This window comes from Polyangiaceae bacterium, assembly GCA_020633205.1.
GTDB lineage: Bacteria > Myxococcota_A > Polyangia > Polyangiales > Polyangiaceae > JAHBVY01.
This window is the reverse complement of record JACKEB010000011.1, coordinates 647157-663812: the sequence shown is the minus strand read 5'-3', so window position 1 is coordinate 663812 and position 16656 is coordinate 647157. Positions and strand designations below refer to the sequence as shown.

The 16656-nt window shown below is 63.5% G+C and carries 19 protein-coding genes; 6 read left to right on the top strand and 13 right to left on the bottom strand.

Features of this window, described 5'->3' with window-relative positions:
* Nucleotides 1-37 precede the first annotated feature (37 nt).
* From H6718_09440 to groES, 5 genes are all read right to left on the bottom strand, one after another.
* A complete protein-coding gene (locus H6718_09440; GenBank protein ID MCB9585610.1) occupies nucleotides 38-2551 on the bottom strand; it encodes a hypothetical protein in 2514 nt (837 codons plus the stop codon).
* 107 nt (nucleotides 2552-2658) lie between these two features.
* Entirely contained in the window at nucleotides 2659-3084 is a 426-nt protein-coding gene (locus H6718_09435; protein MCB9585609.1) for a hypothetical protein, read from the bottom strand.
* A 140-nt stretch (nucleotides 3085-3224) separates the two neighbouring features.
* Nucleotides 3225-3794, bottom strand: coding sequence for a hypothetical protein (locus H6718_09430; GenBank protein ID MCB9585608.1), 570 nt, complete (start codon nucleotides 3792-3794; stop codon nucleotides 3225-3227).
* 142 nt (nucleotides 3795-3936) lie between these two features.
* On the bottom strand, nucleotides 3937-5559 hold the full coding sequence (gene groL / locus H6718_09425) for a chaperonin GroEL (GenBank protein MCB9585607.1): 1623 nt from the start codon (nucleotides 5557-5559) through the stop codon (nucleotides 3937-3939).
* A gap of 20 nt (nucleotides 5560-5579) precedes the next feature.
* On the bottom strand, nucleotides 5580-5870 hold the full coding sequence (gene groES / locus H6718_09420) for a co-chaperone GroES (GenBank protein ID MCB9585606.1): 291 nt from the start codon (nucleotides 5868-5870) through the stop codon (nucleotides 5580-5582).
* A 550-nt stretch (nucleotides 5871-6420) separates the two neighbouring features.
* On the opposite strand from groES, the gene H6718_09415 reads away from it, so the two are divergent.
* Genes H6718_09415 through H6718_09405 form a run of 3 tightly spaced genes read left to right on the top strand, consistent with a single transcriptional unit; the run spans nucleotide 6421 to nucleotide 8347 of the window.
* On the top strand, nucleotides 6421-7032 hold the full coding sequence (locus H6718_09415; protein ID MCB9585605.1) for a hypothetical protein: 612 nt from the start codon (nucleotides 6421-6423) through the stop codon (nucleotides 7030-7032).
* A 27-nt stretch (nucleotides 7033-7059) separates the two neighbouring features.
* Nucleotides 7060-7626, top strand: a complete 567-nt coding sequence (locus H6718_09410) for a hypothetical protein (protein ID MCB9585604.1) — start codon at nucleotides 7060-7062, stop codon at nucleotides 7624-7626.
* Between the two features lie 55 nt (nucleotides 7627-7681).
* Nucleotides 7682-8347 carry a DUF3105 domain-containing protein gene (locus H6718_09405; GenBank protein ID MCB9585603.1) on the top strand — a complete coding sequence of 222 codons (666 nt, stop codon included), beginning with the start codon at nucleotides 7682-7684 and terminating at the stop codon, nucleotides 8345-8347.
* A gap of 22 nt (nucleotides 8348-8369) precedes the next feature.
* On the opposite strand, the gene H6718_09400 is transcribed toward H6718_09405, so the two are convergent.
* The 6 genes from H6718_09400 to H6718_09375 form a co-directional block, all read right to left on the bottom strand.
* Nucleotides 8370-8879, bottom strand: a complete 510-nt coding sequence (locus H6718_09400; protein ID MCB9585602.1) for an NUDIX domain-containing protein — start codon at nucleotides 8877-8879, stop codon at nucleotides 8370-8372.
* A 21-nt stretch (nucleotides 8880-8900) separates the two neighbouring features.
* Nucleotides 8901-9965 (bottom strand): MaoC family dehydratase, encoded by a 1065-nt coding sequence (locus H6718_09395; GenBank protein MCB9585601.1) that lies wholly within the window; start codon nucleotides 9963-9965, stop codon nucleotides 8901-8903.
* 139 nt (nucleotides 9966-10104) lie between these two features.
* On the bottom strand, nucleotides 10105-10674 hold the full coding sequence (locus tag H6718_09390) for a hypothetical protein (protein MCB9585600.1): 570 nt from the start codon (nucleotides 10672-10674) through the stop codon (nucleotides 10105-10107).
* A 63-nt stretch (nucleotides 10675-10737) separates the two neighbouring features.
* Nucleotides 10738-10944 (bottom strand): hypothetical protein, encoded by a 207-nt coding sequence (locus tag H6718_09385; protein MCB9585599.1) that lies wholly within the window; start codon nucleotides 10942-10944, stop codon nucleotides 10738-10740.
* A 74-nt stretch (nucleotides 10945-11018) separates the two neighbouring features.
* Entirely contained in the window at nucleotides 11019-11504 is a 486-nt protein-coding gene (locus tag H6718_09380; GenBank protein MCB9585598.1) for a hypothetical protein, read from the bottom strand.
* A 28-nt stretch (nucleotides 11505-11532) separates the two neighbouring features.
* Nucleotides 11533-12081, bottom strand: a complete 549-nt coding sequence (locus H6718_09375; protein MCB9585597.1) for a hypothetical protein — start codon at nucleotides 12079-12081, stop codon at nucleotides 11533-11535.
* Between the two features lie 58 nt (nucleotides 12082-12139).
* Between H6718_09375 and H6718_09370 the strand changes: the two genes are divergently transcribed.
* Entirely contained in the window at nucleotides 12140-12709 is a 570-nt protein-coding gene (locus H6718_09370; GenBank protein MCB9585596.1) for an HD family hydrolase, read from the top strand.
* Here H6718_09370 and H6718_09365 read toward each other — a convergent pair.
* Both H6718_09365 and H6718_09360 read right to left on the bottom strand, forming a co-directional pair.
* Complete coding sequence (locus H6718_09365) at nucleotides 12699-13148, bottom strand: hypothetical protein (protein MCB9585595.1); 450 nt, start codon at nucleotides 13146-13148, stop codon at nucleotides 12699-12701. The two genes, H6718_09370 and H6718_09365, sit on opposite strands and share 11 nt — an antisense overlap.
* A complete protein-coding gene (locus H6718_09360) occupies nucleotides 13148-14827 on the bottom strand; it encodes an alpha-glucosidase C-terminal domain-containing protein (GenBank protein MCB9585594.1) in 1680 nt (559 codons plus the stop codon). The genes H6718_09365 and H6718_09360 overlap by 1 nt, the downstream gene beginning before the upstream one ends.
* A 9-nt stretch (nucleotides 14828-14836) precedes the next feature.
* Here H6718_09360 and H6718_09355 point away from each other — a divergent pair, with 9 nt between their 5' ends.
* Nucleotides 14837-15904, top strand: coding sequence for a DUF4272 domain-containing protein (locus H6718_09355; GenBank protein MCB9585593.1), 1068 nt, complete (start codon nucleotides 14837-14839; stop codon nucleotides 15902-15904).
* 51 nt (nucleotides 15905-15955) lie between these two features.
* On the top strand, nucleotides 15956-16555 hold the full coding sequence (locus H6718_09350; protein MCB9585592.1) for a hypothetical protein: 600 nt from the start codon (nucleotides 15956-15958) through the stop codon (nucleotides 16553-16555).
* The last annotated feature ends 101 nt before the right edge of the window (nucleotides 16556-16656 follow it).

The window sequence follows — 16656 nt, the reverse complement described above, 5'->3', positions numbered from 1 at the left end:
GTTTTCGGGGGTGAGGGCCTGCGTTAGGCAGTCACACCTACTTCAGCCGACGTATATCCCAGCGGATACGCCGCGCGACGCTGCCACCACTGACCTTCAGCTGCACGTCAGCAACGCTCAGGTCGCTCTCGGCGGTCATGCCGGAGTTCGCTCGCAGGCGCTCCACGTCGCCCTCGCTGGAGGACACGAAGCAACTCGCACAGTCACTGATCTCGCCTTCGCTGACCTGGCTGAGCCCTCCAGCGCCGGCGTCGCTACCAAGGCGGGTGGCTTCGAGCAGCGTGCCGTCCGCCAACGTGAAGCTCGCGCTTCCTCCGGGAGACAGCACGACGAGCACATCCAGGCGATCCGCGACGTCGGTTGGTGTCACCACCGTTGGGTCTTCAGCGGGCGCAAGGGTGTCGATGGTCGGGTCAAGCAAGGGGACGATGGTGTCCTGCACCTGTAGCAGCGGGAGCTTGTCCAGAGGCGCTGGAATGGTCACCTGCGCACCACCGCTGTACACCGTGAAGTCGTCCACATCGACGAAGCGCCCGGGCGGGAGCCACGTGACACGCTGCGTTTCCCCGCGGCGAACGATGGGCAAGGCGTACAGCGAGCGACCGACATAGAAGGCGTCTTCGATTGCGAAGGCCTCGGGCGCTGTTGGGTTCAGCAGCCACGGGTGCATCGTGATCGGCGTGCCCTGCTCACTGGCGAGACGCGCCAACGCCGTGAAGTACGGCATCAACCGGGTGTGGAGCCGCGCCATCTTCGAGTAGACGTCGATCGTCTCTTGGTCATTCCACAGGTTCCACTTCGTCGGCTTGGTGGAGGCGGTGGGATTGGAACAGGCGTTTTGCTCCATCATGATCGGGGAGACAGCGCCGAACTGCACCCAGCGCAGGTACACTTCTTTGTCGTGCGGAAAATTCGTCAGACACTTGAAGCCCGTCATGTCGCTGCCCCAGTACGGCACGCCCGACATGGACAGGTTCAGGCCGCCGCGCACCGCTGACGGCAAGCCTTGGGTCTCATCAAAGGTCGCTTCCGCGTCACCCCCCCAAACCGCCGGGGTGAAGGCCTGAGTGCCACTGCCACCAGAGCGCACGAAGTACAGGTAGTCCCCCGGGCGCTGCTTCTCCATCAGCTCATACGCTGCTTTGGCGCTGAGCACGGGGAACTCGTTGTGCACCTCGTCGCCCCGGCGCCCGTCGAACATCACGGCATCGCGCGGGATGTATTCGCCGAAGTCGTGCATCCAGCCGTCGTAGCCAAGGTCGAGGGTGCGCTGCAGCAGGCTCTGGAACCATTTCACCGCCTCGGGGTTCGTCAGGTCGATGGTCGCCAGCTGCAGATTCTTTCCCGAGATGAATTCCGTAAGGAAAGGATTCTGGTCCGGCGTCTTGACGAACAATCCGTGCTCCACCCCGTAAGCGTAGTCGGCGGCCGCGTTCTCATCGGACTCGGCGACGTACGGGTTGTTATAGGCCATCACCTTGTATCCCGCGGCGTGACCAGCCTTTGTCCAGGCGGCGAGCTCGTCTTCGCGGCCCAAGTGTGACAACGCAGGCAGGAAGTGCACCGAGTCGTCGACGCCCGTGATGGCGATGTCCGCATCACGCATCGCTTGGATCTCCGGAACGCCGTTCACCATGGACCCAGAGCCCACGCGACGTCGTGGCCCGAACACCCAGTCCGCAGGAATGATCGGCTTGCCCGTGTCCTCCGTGTAGTCCCTCAGGCTGAGCAGCGGATCGTCGTGGACGTAGATAGTCGTGTTGAACGCCTGCTGATTCACCGCGACGCGATAGGCATCTTCACGCTCGCTGGCGAAGTGCACTTCCGAGCGGAAAGTCGTGTCGAGGTGCATCCCGTAGCCATGGGTCGACAGGAAAAACGGCACCGGGAAGTAGGTCATCGAAGGACCGTTGGGGAACGGGTTCTGCTCCTCGACTGCTGCGTTCTCGCCCCGCCCCAGCGCGCCCTCCTCGGGCCAGCTGTAGAGCGACCACCCGCGGTGGTCCGTCGTTCCGAAGCGCTCACCCATGCCGAAGAAGTGCTCGTCCGTCGCGCTCTCGAAAGCGATGGTTGACTTGTTTAGCGGGTTCTCCGCGGCGCTGTCTGCCTGTTCACGCGCCTTGAACTCGAAGCGCACCCGAGCGTCGGTCAGGCCCACGGCAAAATCCGCATGGAAGTTCTCGCCGCTCAGGGCCAGCTCCACCCGGTCGTTTCCGCGTGAAATCACCTCCGCGGTGACCCCGTGTCGCCACGCGCCCTCTTGAGCCAGGTAGCCGTCCCAGCCGGGGAGCGGACGCGCCAAAGCTAGCGGATCGTCCACAGTCGCTGAGGGCGCGCCGTATGCGTCGTTCCCCCCACCCTCCAGGGTGCGCAGCACCAAGCTGCCGTCCGGCCGGAAGATCTCGACCGAGAACGGGTCGAGGTGAATCAGCACTCGAGCGTCGTCGCTCACCAGCTCGGGAGGCCCGACGGGACCCTTGCTGGCAGGTTCATCACTTCCACAACCCAAAGCGAGCAAGCCAAGTAGCGGCGCGGCAACCCAAGTCCTCATGCGCGGGAGTCTGCCACACGCACCGGCCACGCGGACTGACACGAAACCAAAAACGTGTCGCTCACGGTTTGCTGCCCAGCAAGCTGAGCGAACCTCAGATCGCGGCCTTACTCGATGGGGGGCAGCATCAACTCAAGGTCGGCGTTCACCGTCTTGATCCCGCAATCGTCGTGCTCGTGGACCAGCTCCTCTTTGAGCTCTGGGTAGCCAGTCGCGGTGATGGTCACGGTCGCAGGCCCGTTGGTCCACAGCGCGCAGTCCAGGGCAACGGCGCTCTCGCCATTCAGCTCCCGTGAACAGCGCACCGCCTCGAGGGGCACTTCCGGCTGGTCCAGCTGATAAACCTCTTCCCCCGAGCTGAACATCACGTCCACGGTGGTGTCACCAGGCAGTGGCCCGTCGGCAGCGAATATCCGCACGTCAAACGTCGCCTGAGGCCCAGGACACTCGTTGCGAGGTGGATCCGTGTCTGCCGAACATCCAGACAAAGCGGCCCACGCCAGGCACCCAAGCAGGGCAGGGCTACGCAACAAACCAGAGACGAAGCTAATAGGTCGCACTAGAACCTGGGGCACATACGGCACGTTTGCGCGACTCGCAAGTCGTTCGCTGGAGTTTCCATGAGCGAGCCGAGCACACCCTCCGCTGAGCTATCTGATGCTCAGAAGGGGACTTAGTTGCGGATACAGGAGTTGTCCAACGTCGCGTCCGCGCTCTGGATTCGGCCGTTTCGACACTCGATGGAGTGGTACGGGGTTGCTCCATCGCGGCAAGCGTCGAGAGCCCGGATATAGGCTTTGCCAGCAGTCTTCCCCGTTCCCATCGCACGATGCACGGTGCGCTTGGAATGCGCGGTCGTCTTGCCCGCGGCAGTGTCCCGCTTGCAGTCGATGCTTTCGAGGCAGACGACTGCACAGCTCCAGGCCTCATCCGCGTTGTCGGCGAGACTCGCCAAAAGCGCCTGCGGCTGGGCGACGGGCTGCGAGAGCTCGTCCAGCCGACGACTCTGCTCAGCCAGCTCGCTCGACTTCTGGGCAAGCTCACGCTCCGTACGCTGCAGATCCTCCCGAAGGGTGGACTGAGACTGGAGCTGCGCGCGGGCCTCCTCGAGTTCACGGGCCAACCGATCCTGACGCACGCGCAGCTGCGCCTGATCCGCTTGCAGGCGCTGAAGCTGATCCGTGTTCCCGGCGCCGCACCCCACCAGTGCAAGGCCACACACGAGCATCCGGAGTCGTCCCATCGAACTCCGTTCTACGGTCCCGCGCCGCCAGAGATCCCCTGAGCACAAAAGCCGACGGAGCCAATTCCACATGGGAACTGGCTCCGCTTCGGGCTTGATTTCACGCCTGACGGCGCGAATCTTTGCGAGCTAGGCGGTCGGCCTAGAACTCGGGGCCGTGGCTGTGGCCACCAGCAGCTGCCTTCTCCTCCTTCGGCTTCTCGGCGACGAGAGCCTCGGTGGTGAGCAGCAGGCCAGCGACGCTAGCCGCGTTCTGCAGCGCCGAGCGCACGACCTTCGTGGGGTCGATGACGCCCATCGCCAGCATGTCGCCGTACTCGCCGGTCTGAGCGTTGTAGCCGTTGGCTCCCTTCGCTTCCTTGACCTTCTGCACGACGATCGAGCCCTCTTCACCAGCGTTCGCGACGATCTGGCGCAGGGGGTACTCGATGGCGCGACGGATGATGTCCACGCCGGGCTGCTGCTCGTGGGGAACCTCGAGCTTGTCGAGGCCCTTCTGAGAGCGGATCAGCGCGACGCCACCGCCGGGGACGATGCCCTCTTCGACAGCTGCGCGGGTCGCGTGCAGCGCGTCTTCGACGCGAGCCTTCTTCTCCTTCATCTCGGTCTCGGTGGCGGCACCGACCTTGATGACGGCAACGCCGCCGACGAGCTTCGCCAGACGTTCCTGGAGCTTCTCGCGGTCGTAGTCGCTGGTGGTGTTCTCGATCTGGCCGCGGATCTCAGCCTGACGGGCCTTGATCTTGTCCTTCTTGCCAGCGCCGTCGACGATCGTGGTGTTGTCCTTGTCGATCTTGACGGTCTTGGCTTGGCCGAGGTCGCTGATGGTGACGTTCTCGAGCTTGAGGCCAAGCTCCTCAGCGATCACCTGACCGCCGGTCAGGGTCGCGATGTCCTTCAGCATTTCCTTGCGGCGATCGCCAAAGCCGGGCGCCTTGACGGCGGCGGTCGCGAGCGTGCCACGCAGCTTGTTCACGACGAGGGTCGCCAGAGCCTCACCCTCGATGTCCTCGGCGATGATCAGCAGGGGCTTCTGCTGACGAGCAATCGCCTCGAGCACCGGGAGAAGATCCTTCATGTTGGCGATCTTCTTCTCGCTGAGCAGGATGTAGCAGTCGTTGAGGACCGCTTCCATGCGCTCGGGGTCGGTGACGAAGTAGGGGCTGAGGTAGCCACGGTCGAACTGCATGCCCTCGACGACGTCCAGGGTGGTGTCCGCGCTCTTCGCCTCTTCGACGGTGATGACGCCTTCCTTGCCGACCTTCTCCATCGCCTCGCTGAGGAGCTTGCCGATGGTGGTGTCGCCGTTGGCGCTGATGGTGCCGACCTGAGCGATCTCGTTCGCGTCCTTGGTGGACTTGGAGAGCTTCTTCAGGGACTCCGTGATGGTCTCAACCGCGGTGTCGATGCCGCGCTTGATGTCCATGGGGTTGTGCCCCGCGGCAACGAGCTTGGAACCCTCGCGGAAGATCGCTTGGGCCAGCACGGTGGCGGTGGTGGTGCCGTCGCCAGCGACGTCGCTGGTCTTGCTGGCAACTTCGCGCACCATCTGGGCGCCCATGTTCTCGAACTTGTTCTCGAGCTCGATCTCCTTGGCGACGGTCACGCCGTCCTTGGTGATCGTGGGGGAGCCGAAGCTCTTCTCGAGCACGACGTTGCGGCCCTTGGGCCCGAGGGTGACCTTGACCGCGTCAGCCAGCGCGTTCACGCCGTTGAGGATCAGGTTCCGCGCGGTTTCTTGGTAGGCAATCTCTTTGGCAGCCATTGTTCAGTTCCTCCTCTGATTCACTTCTCGATGACGCCGAGGATGTCGTCCTCGCGCAGGATCAGGTGCTCTTCGCCGTCGAGCTTCACCTCGGTGCCGGCGTACTTGCCGAAGAGGACGTGGTCGCCCTTCTTCACGTCGAGCGCGCGCACGGTGCCGTCCTCGAGGACCTTGCCGTTACCAACAGCGATCACCTTGCCCTCGATCGGCTTCTCTTTGGCGCTATCGGGGATGATGATGCCGCCCTTGGTCTTTTCCTCTTCCTGCACGCGCTTCACGATGACGCGGTCTTGCAGCGGTCGGATGTTCATGTCGTTTGCTCTCCTCTGACGTCCAAGGCCCGAGAGGGCCGTTGATGGGTTCAAGGGTAGAAACCGGCTAGGTCCCGCTGGACGGACTCACTGAACAAGCCCGCAGGGAACCGGTAACACCCCGAATTAGTTTAGGAATCAGTTCCGCTGTTAGCAGTCGATTCGGACGAGTGCTAAGCGGCGCGGCGGAAACTAGCCACCTGTCGTGGGGAGTCAACCCTGAGCCGCGCTTTTTAGTCCCCGACCCCTCCGCGTCGCCGACGTTTCAGGGACGTCACCACGGGATTCCGCCGAGCCGAATTAGCAGCCAGGCCCCGACACTGCTAAAAATCTCGGTGTTTTCAGCTCGTTAGTTATGCCGAGTTGAGGCTCTGCCGTACACACTGATTAGCAGTGCACGAGCGGTGCCGGACCCCAGCCCAGTCGACCTCGCCAACGCGAGGGACGGGCAAGTCTCACCTCAGTGCACGGCTCCGGCGGCGAAATCGCCGTGGGGTCGGGCTGCGCCCGGCCCTCGACGGAACCTCAACAGTGCAAAGGAACAAGCGGGATGGCTGAACACACATGCAGTCCCGCCATCGAGCTGGGTACAGACGTTGGCGGGTTCTTCCGAGAAGCGGTGGACGAGACCCTGGAGCGCGGTGGCTACGAAGCTTCAGAGGCGACTGTGAGCTACGTTGGCGCGTTGCTCGCGGACTACGCGAAGCCTGGCCAGCTCAACCAAGAGACGCTCGCCCGCCCGGTGACGTTGCTGCTCAACGAAGCCAAGCAGGCCAAAGGCTACGAGCGCTTCGAGCGCTTACGCACCCTAGGAGACGGCGTGCTGTACATCTCGAGCTTCTTCCGCGAGCACCTGGAGCGACGCGGAGTCGAGGTCCACTACATCTACCAAGTCGGTGCAAGCGCCTACGAGTCCGCCTCCGTCATGATGGGGCGGGACCAATCTGGCTTGGACGTCTTCGGTGAGCTCTCTCACAAGTTCGAGATGTTCACCGCGCTCTTGAGCGACGTGGCGGAGAAGCTACGCGCGAGCCAGACGGCAACGCCCAGCGATGTGCTCAAGCTGTACGAACGCTGGACCAAGACAGGTTCCGCGCGGTTAGCTGAAGAGCTCGCGCGACAAGGACTGACCCCGGTGGTGGGCAATGGCACCATCCACTGAACTCAGCCGCTTACACCGGGAGCACGCGTGAGCGAATCGCCGCTCGAGCGCACGGTCAGTCGCGTCGCTCAGGCGCTGCGCGAGTACTACCGAATGGATCACGCGCTCGATATTCGCGACTTCGTGCGCGAAGGCGAGCCTGGCAGCCGGGAGACATTGGTGCTGCGGCAACGCGCGGAAGACCTCGAACTCTGCCTCGTGTTGCCGCCTCAAGAAGCCACTGAGACTGACGACGCCGACCACTTCATGCAGGTAGTTGAGGGCGTGAGTCACTTTCTCCTGGTGGTCGAGCGCGCTCGCGTCGACCGTCCCACGACTCAGCTCGAGCTAGAGCTCCAGGCAGAGGTCGACAAGTTCGTGATCCTGTCGCAGGCCAGTGACGCCCATGCACGCAAGTTGCACACCCGGTTGTACGAACAGGTGCGCTTCATCCACGCGGAAGGCAGCGAAGCTGGAGCGCGATATCGCTTGGCAAACTCACTGGCCGCTCGCTTCGTACATCGGCATCTGGGACATGCTCCCCACGCAAGAAGGCAGAGCTTCCGCCACTTCTATCGCGTGGGTCAGAGCGAGAAGATCCGCCTCGCCAGCTGAAGCCCGTCATCGCGGTGCGCTTGACCGACCGTCGACTCCGGGGTCAGCTTCGAGGATGCTTACTCGATCCCTTACGTTAGTAGCGCTAGCGCTGCTTTCCGCCGCTTGCGGGGAGTCCACGTCGGACACCGGCGGAACCGGCGGCACCTCCAGCGACGCGGGCTCCGACGTGGTGATCGACGCTGAGCCGCCCGTCGAAGCAGGCGCGTGCAACGCCCTCGCACAGCATTGGCCCAACTTCGGCCAGACCCACGTCGAGATCTGTTCGGACGTCAGCTACCCATCCAGCCCGCCAACCTCGGGCAACCACTATGGCAGCTGGCCCCAGTTCAAGACCTACGCCGACCCGCTACCGTACGGATTCATGGTCCACGGCATGGAGCACGGAGCGGTGGTCTTCTCCTACAACTGCCCGAGCGGCTGCGCCGACGAGGTCGCGCGTGCCCAGAAGTTGATCGACGAGCAGCTGCCCGGTGATGTGTTCTGCGCGGCGCAAGGCGTCGACCGCCAGCGCGTGATCCTGACGCCGGATCCGGGGCTCAAGTCGAAGTGGGCCGCCGCGGCGTGGCAGTGGTCACTCAACGCCGACTGCTTCGACGAAGAAACATTCCTGAACTTCTACGAAGCCCACTACGACCAGGCGCCTGAGCACATCTGCAGCGATGGCATCGACGTCAGCCCAGAGGGAGGCATCCCCGAGGACTGCGGCCCGCCGCGCTGACGCCGCCTGCCTGACAGCGCGACTACTCAGCGGTGATGTGTTCCAGGGCGCGATCGACGAACAGCGCCTGAGCGGGGTTGAGCTTCACCTTGGCCGCCTGGGGGCCAAACCACTCGAAGCAGTCGATCTCCGGGAAGCTTTGTTTCCTCCCGGATCGAGGCGGCCACTCCACCTCGAAGGTGTTGCTCTGCAAGCTCGCAGCGTCGCAGTCTCCCTGCGCCGCAAAGCCCAACACACGCTTGCCGCTCTTCAGCTTCACCTCGCCCAGGCTGACCAGCGAAAGTTCGATGTCGAGCCCGGTCTCCTCCCGGAACTCTCGCAACGCAGCGGCTTCAGCGTCCTCTCCCGACTCGAGCAGGCCCTTGGGGATGCTCCAGGCGCCTTCGTCCTTGTTTTTGAAGTAGGGGCCGCCCGGGTGAGCCAGGAGGAACTCGTAAGCTGCCTCCTGGTTTCCTTGCGGATCGCCTCCCCCAAAAAGAAGGGACGGACGCCAGAGCAAGATGCCCGCGCTGACTTGTTGAGCTTTGGCCACGAGTCTCCTGCGATGCCTTGCTCAGCGCGCCTTCGGCAGCAATAGCCAGTAGTCCAAGTCGAGCACGACGCTCGAGTTGTAGACGCTCTTGCCGTCTTGCTCGACCTTGAGCGGTAGCTCACTGGAAGGCTGGTCGACGTTCTTGCTCGCAACCACGCGCACCCGCAGCGCGCCAACATCAGGCCGCCCGAGGTCGGCTTTGTCGAGCACCTCGCTGTAGGCGAAGATGGTGTCTCCGGCGAACGTCGGGTTCGCGTGGGCGCCAGCGTTGAACGCCAGGATGCCCAGGGCGCGCTCCATGCCGTTGAACGACAGCGCGCGGGCAACGCTGATCACGTGGCCACCGTACATCAGGCGCTTCTTGAAGCGAGTCTTCGCGGCGTTGTGGCCATCGAAATGCACCTTAGCCGTGTTTTGATATAGCCGCGTGGCAATTGCATGTTCGCTCTCTTCGATCGTCATGCCGTCGACGTGGTCGATCTTTTCGCCTTTTTCGTAGTCTTCCCAGTAGCTGCCGCCGGCGGGCCACGGCTCGTACTTCTCCAGGCTCAGGCAGCTCGGCACCACCAAGTCCTTCGGCTCCACCAGGGCGGGCATGCTCGGCTTATCCGCAGCGCCGGTCGGCGTGCCCGGGTCGCGCTTGTTCACCATCACCCAGCGGTAGTATTCGAGCACCGCCTCCCCGCGCTGATTGGTGCCGAGGGTCTTGACCCAGACGATGCCGTTCTTGCCGCTGGTGTTCTCCTTCTTGCCGATCACCGTCGACACCGAGCGGAGCGTATCCCCAGGGTAAACCGGCTGAAGGAAGCGAAGGCCCGCGTAGCCCAGGTTCGCGACTGCATTCAGCGACACGTCGTTGACCGTCTTCCCAAATACCATATGGAAAGTAAGTAGGTCGTTAACCGTCTCGCGCTGGTAGCCGAGGCTCCTCGCAAACTCCGCAGAGCAGTGCAAAGGATAGCGGTCCCCGGTCAGGCCGATGTAGAGCGCTTGATCCCCTTCGGTCACGGTGCGCGGCACGGCATGCACCAGCTCGCTGCCGGTCTGAAAGTCTTCGAAGAAGTTACCGGGGTTCGTCTTCGCCACAGCTCAGCTCTCCTTTGCCGCAAGTCGTCTCGACCGCAGCGGGTGCTTCAAGGGTTGGGGGTGAGGTCCAGCGCAGCGCCCTCCACGGCGCAGCGCGGCGAGTGGTACCACAAGCTGCGCGCGACGCCGGGAGTTGTCGTCAATCTGGCGCGGGATCGCAGTAGCCGTCCTCCATGGCGTCCCCGACCAGGCAGCCGCGGTGGTCACAGATCACGGCGAAGCGCGCCTTGTGATCCACCGCCCCGTCGCCATCAAGGTCGGCCTCGATGATGACCTCTCCCCCATCTGCCAGACTCGAGATTCGCTCCCAGCGGAACGAATGCAGCTGGGGCCCTGACACGCTGAACTCTCGAGCGCCGCACCGGGTCGCTGGCTGCTTCCAGTCTGAAGGTGAAGTGGTCACGCTAACCCCGCGCGGCACGTCTGGCGGCACGGGCGCGGAGCTAGGTGGAAGGGGCGCTCCGCAGCTCTCGATCAATCGCTGCCACTCCTCCGCGGCGAGCATGTCTTGCTCGCACCTCGCTGTCTGCACGCTTCGGTCGATGTGCTCGTAGCCGAGCACGCTCGCGCACACCAGAAGCGTCGCTAGCGCGAAGGCCAACATCAAGAGTCGCGGCCCCCGGCGATCTAGAAACGACTCAGCCGACTCTGCCTCGACGTGCGGATCCCTGGGTGGCGCTGGAGGTTCAGGCTCATCGTCGACGTACACACCGCCTCCACGAACATTTCCGCACAGCAACCCATGTGATCGCTACGAACGAGGCGTTCCAGTTCAACGAGTCGCCGCGTTCGCCGGAGCCTCGCGAAGCTCCTTCGCGTGTTGCGTGTAGGTGTACATCCCGTAGAAGAAGGGAACGACGAACCACAGCAGGAAGAACGCAACGCCAATGCCGATGGCAATCTTTGCGCCACGAGACATGCCTGGCCGGCCTTGGGGTTGCACCTGACTCCCGTCTTGGGGCTCATCCACGTAACTCACAAGCCCGAGTGTGGACCACCCCAACCTCAGCTGCAAGGGCCACCGACAGCTGCCGCGCGGCAGCGGCCGTCTGCTCAAAAGTGACTCTTGACGTGCGGCGTGATCACCTCACAGCTGCCAGAGGTACAGTCGACTTCGGACTCGATGGTCGTATCGACTTTACCGTCGAAGTTCGCGTCACCCTCGCCAATCACTCGCCCCTTTTGATCGCTCTCCTTCAACCAACGGAAGCGATAGAGCTGAGGGCGCGATGGCGTGAACGTGCCTCCTTCGCAGGTGAAGGCCGGCGCAGCCCAGTCACCTGGAGCGCTGTCGAAGGGCTTCGAAGGGACATCCTTCGGCACCGCTTCGGTGGACTCCGGAAGCGGAGCTCCGCACGCCGCCACCCGCTTGGCGAGGCGCGCGGTGTCTTTCTCCGCCTCCTCGAGCAGACGCTGATCCTTGACGTAGAGGTAACCGCCGAGCACCAGCAGAGAGACCAGGCCGAATACAAACAACCCGCCGACACCGAGCACGATCCACAGCGTGGTGCGACTGGAGCTGTTGGCAGAGGGCGCCACGGATAATTACCTTACGGTAATCACCGTATCAGGGCCCAGTGGTCGCCGGCTTCGCGGTACACGTGCTACCCACACACTCCACTACCACCTCGACGCGTTGCTCAGCCGTGCCGTCCGCATCCATGTCCGCGAGGGCGACTGCGCGCCCACGAGTGTCCGACTCCTTCACCCACTGGTACGAGAAGTACTGCGGCGTGCTCATCGCGAAGTAGGCACACGTGAACGCAGGGTCCGTCCAGTCGCTCGACGTGCTCATGTACTTCACACCCGCGGGTGGCGTCGACGGAACGGCGACGCTCGTTTCTGGGAGCTTGCCGCTTTGCTTCTCACCGCAAGCGGCGATCCCGCGAGCCAACACGGAGGCGCCGCTCAGCCCCTCCGCGGCCTTCGCCTTCACGGTGTACGAGCGCACGCCGTAGATACCGAGCGCAGCGAGGACACCCACAATGACGACAACCAGCACCCCAACGACCGCGAGCACGATGAGGATCGTAGCCGTCGACGAGGACTTGGGTGGTGGGCCGCCAGGACCTGGTGGGTAGGCGCCCTGAGGCGGAGGCTGATCAACGTAGCTCACGGGCCGCACAGTAGCATTGTGCTGGCGACAAGGGGCAGAGCAGCTACGGTGGGCCGCCATGACCCCTGACCTGCTCATCGACACCTGCATGAAGCTGGATCCGCTGTCGGAGCTGCCGCGCACCGGTTGGCTGCTCCGAGGGATTCGGCCCTGCGAATCGCTGGCGGACCACAGCTACGGCGTTGCGGTTGTTTCCGCGCTGTTAGTCGATGGACTCAGAGCCGAGGGAGCAACGGTAGACGGGGAGCGCGTGCTGCGCTTGGCGCTTTCCCATGACGCGCCAGAGGCCCGCACCGGCGACATCCCGATGCCCTCGAAGACGCCAGAGCTCGACGCCGAGCTGACCAAGCTCGAGTCGTCGCTCTTTCACAGCCTCTTGCCCCCCGCGTGGCATGCCCTGCACGAAGAGCTGGAGCGCGCCGAAACCCTCGAAGCACGTATCGTCCGCGCAGCGGACAAACTGCAGATGATGATCAAGGTGCTCGTCTACGAGTCCCAACAGCGCGGCCGCCTGGAGGAGTTCTGGCGGAACCCAAAGAACTTCCGAGACTACGACGTCCTGCTAGCGCGGGCTTGCTTCGACCGGGTGTGCGAGCGGGCTGGCAAGCCCAAGCCCCTCACGGCATGAGCATCGGAGGGTCCGCGCTGCAGCTCCCTGCGACGCAAGTCACCGCGGACTCCACGCGGTCGAGTCCTCCGTCGCCATCGAAATCCGCGGCGGCGACGACGCGACCACTCGTCGAGGAGTCTCGGACCCACTGGTACGAAGAATGGAAGCGCTTCGGTAGCAAGACCGGCGACCGGTTGCAGTCGAACGCCGGCTGAAGCCAGTCGTCCCCCGTGCTCTCGTACCCATCGGGGCCAGGCACAGCGCTCGGTACGGGACGACTACTGATGGGCAACGGCTCACCGCAGGACGCGACCTTCATCGCCAGCTGCCACGTCACCGAGTCTGCTTCCTTACGGATATGCTTTTGATCGAGCCGAGCCTTCCCGACGTACACGCTGACGCCAAGCCCGCCAATCACCAGCCCAACACCGAGCACCAGCAAACCGGGACGGCGCATCAGCGCAACTCGAAGATGCCGTAGCCCTGGGGCGGAATGCTGAGGCTCGCACTGTCTGTCTCGAAGCTCAGGCTGGTGTTGCCCAGCACCCCCTCACCCTGGGTTGCGCCAAGCTCAGCAGCGCTCAGGTTGGTCTGGCTCTCCACGAAGCCCAAGTTCAGCACGACCAGGTAGCGCAAATCTGCGTCGTACCGCAGGTAAGCCAGCACCGCGGGGTCGGAGGGAGTGAGCAGCCGGAGCTCGCCGTTGCCCCACACTGCGCGGCCGCGTCTTAGATCCAGAATCGAGCGATAGAAGGCGTACATCGAACTCGAACTGGCCTGCTGAGCCGCGATGTTCGTTTCCGCAAGGTCTGGTCCGAAGGCCAACCACGGCGTCCCCGTAGTGAACCCATAACCTGGCGCTTGGTCATTCCAAGGCAGCGGCGAGCGGGCTTCGTCACGGAAGTCGATGATGCTGTCGTCACTCGGACGAATCGCCACTTCTTCTCCGTAGTAGATGAAAGGCGAGCCTTTCATGGTGAGCTGCACCAGGGCTGCCAGCTTGTAGCGCTCCTCACTGCTGCCGGCATTCACCCAAGCGCGCGAGACATCGTGGCTGCCAATCACCAGCGCGTCTTGCGCCCCCGCCGGATACTCGTCGAGGGTACGTTGGAACACATCGCTGATGGGTTGCGCCAACCCTCCCCCAAAATGAAAATTCCAGAAGTAGCCGTAGCCGAAGTTGAAGGTCATGTGGAACATGTCCTGACCACTCCCGAAGTACTCCGTCGAGTTGGTCAAGTCGGTCGGTTCCGCGAGGAGAACAGCGTCAGGGTACTCGTCGACGACGCCGCGTAGCTGCTTGATGTAGTCCTTGGTCTCATCCAAAAAGCCGCAGTCGGTCGCCGACTCGTAGAGCAGGCTGATGACATCGCAGCGGAAGCCGTCCACGCCCTTTTCAAGCCAGAAACGCGCGATATCCAACGTCTCCTTCACCACCTCGGGGTTTTCGTAGTTCAGGTCCGGCTGCCCCGGATAGAAGCGATGAAAGTAGTATTGCTGCCGCGTCTCATCAAATTGCCACGCAGAATCTCCGAACACGGCTTGATGCGTCCCGCAACCGTTGTTCGGCGTACCCTCGGTGTCAGACCAGACGTACCAGTCCGCCTTGGGGTTGTCCTTGCTCGAGCGCGACTCGGTGAACCAAGCATGCTGGTCCGACGTGTGGTTCAACACCAAGTCGATGATCACCCGAATGCCCTTGTCGTGCGCCGCCTTCAGGAAGGCGTCGAAGTCATCCATCGTGCCGTAGTCCGGGTTGATGCCGCGATAATCCGCGACGTCATACCCCGAGTCCACGAACGGCGACGGCATGATGGGCATCAGCCAAATCCCATCGACGCCCAGTTCCTTGAGGTAATCGAGCTTGGACGTCAGGCCCTTGAAATCACCGATGCCGTCGCCATCGGAGTCTTGGAATGAGCGCACGTAGACTTCATAGAACACCGCGTGGCGATACCAGTTCGGCCCGCTCAATAGCTCCGTCGCCTTCGCGTCCCAATCGGGAGTTTGTTCTTGGGGGGGAGAGCTCTCGTCACTGGAGCACGCCGGCACGCTCAACGCTGCGGCTAGCCCAAGGGATGTTGCAGCGAGCGTTCGAGTCAGCCGAGAGCCGCGGACGGCGGCGCGTTTACCCATGGGAGAATAGTGCGCCGAAAGCGAGCGCCGCGTCACCTGGGTTCCGTCTATCGCAGTTTGGTAGTGTTCCGCGCCATGCTGCTGAACGCCTACGCCACCCATCGCACCCCGCCCCCGCTCAGCTTCCCCCATCAGCTCGTGAGTAGCGCGATGCGTGCCGAGCTTGGGGAGCACCTGCACGGCTTCTGTGGCTACATCTTCAGTCGCGGAAAGGAGCAGATGGATCAGCGCAAGTTCCATCTGATCCAACACGTCCAGCGGGTGCAGCATCAGTTCGCGTTCGAGGTCGAGGAGGCCGCGCTGGACGCGGTCGCGGCGTGGGCCGCCGAAGCCAACGCGATCTTGTTTTCCACCGACGGAGCCATCCTCGCGCCGGACGGCCGCGTGCTGCTCGGCGCAAACGGAAAGTTCGACGAGGAGGCTCGCGAGCCGTACCCCGAAGATGCCGGCAAGCGCTACCAGCGAAGCCATCAACAACTGTCAGAGCTTCAGATCCGAGTCCCGGCGAGCTTGCCCCCGGTGATCGGCGAGTGCGAGGTGTTGCTGAGAGAACCCGCAGCGGTCCACGAACGTTGCATGGGCCTGGCCGCAGTCGCTATCCGCGCGGAGACAGCGCTAAGCTCACCGCCATTGGTTCAAGCCGCGGAGCTGTTCGAGATGGTGCCCGGTAGCGAACAGGCGCTGACCCCAAACGAGCGCGCCTTCGTCGAGACGCAGCAGCCGAGCCAACACGATGCCACGCAGTTCTTGTGGCGCTACGAAGGCCTGTACGTGCTGCTCTGGGCCACGGGAGCCTTCGAGGATCTACATTTTCCTGAAGGAATTTGTGATGTCCCCGGCTGTGTGCGCGCGCTGAAGGGTTCGAAGCCGCCGCAACGTCTGCGCCCCGCGGCGCAGATCCTCGACGCGTTGGACCTGCACTATCGCCTGCACTGGGCCACCACCGACGCGCGGGTCCGAGGCACGGAGCTCGACGCGGATCTGGATCCCGGCGTCGTCTTCGAGCGTCACTACGCCTTGAACTGGCTCACCCGTTTCCAGGACGCTGACTGGGACGACGTCGAGACGCCGACTTGACGGCTCACGCTGGCACAAAACAGCGGGCACATAGTTTGCTTCGTACTGACCATGACCCGCTTCTCCTCAACGTTCACATTCCTCGCCACTGGCTTGCTTACCGTCACACTCGGAGCGGGCTGCGGTGAAACCAGCGACTCTGGCGGCAGCGCAGGAAGTGCGGGTAGCGCGGGTAGCGCCGGAACTTCGGGCGCCGCCGGTACCGGTGGTAGCGCTGGAAGCGGCGGCTCCGGGGGCACTGGGGGTAGCGCTGGAATGAACCAGTGTCCGGATCGCGTGCCCCAGAGCTACGAGGAATGTAGCCAAGACGTCAACCCAGAGGGCTGCACCTACGGTGCGCTCTGCGCCAGCGGGTCACACCCGGCCTTTACATTCACCTGCGGTACGACTGGCCATTGGATCCTCGAGGAAAAGGCGTGCGACCTCCAAGCCGAACGCTGTGAAGGCATCCCGATCAGCTGCAACCAGGGCTACTGGAGCTACTGGACCGGCGTGAACCCCCAGCCCACTTGTCCCGCGCTGCGCCCCGACGGCGACACTCCCTGCACGCCGAATGACGGCGAGTGCGGCTACTACTGCACCGACGGCGTCACCTGGAGCGTGCTCTACTGCGACGGCAGCACCTGGGTCTCCGACGGCGCGTGTCCATAATCGCCTCGCCTCGAATGGCCCTGGCGAATGACCGCCCCCTTCGGGTGAGGGCGGTCATTCGCTTGAGCGGGCCGCTCGTTGCTCGGCTCTATGGCCTTTCT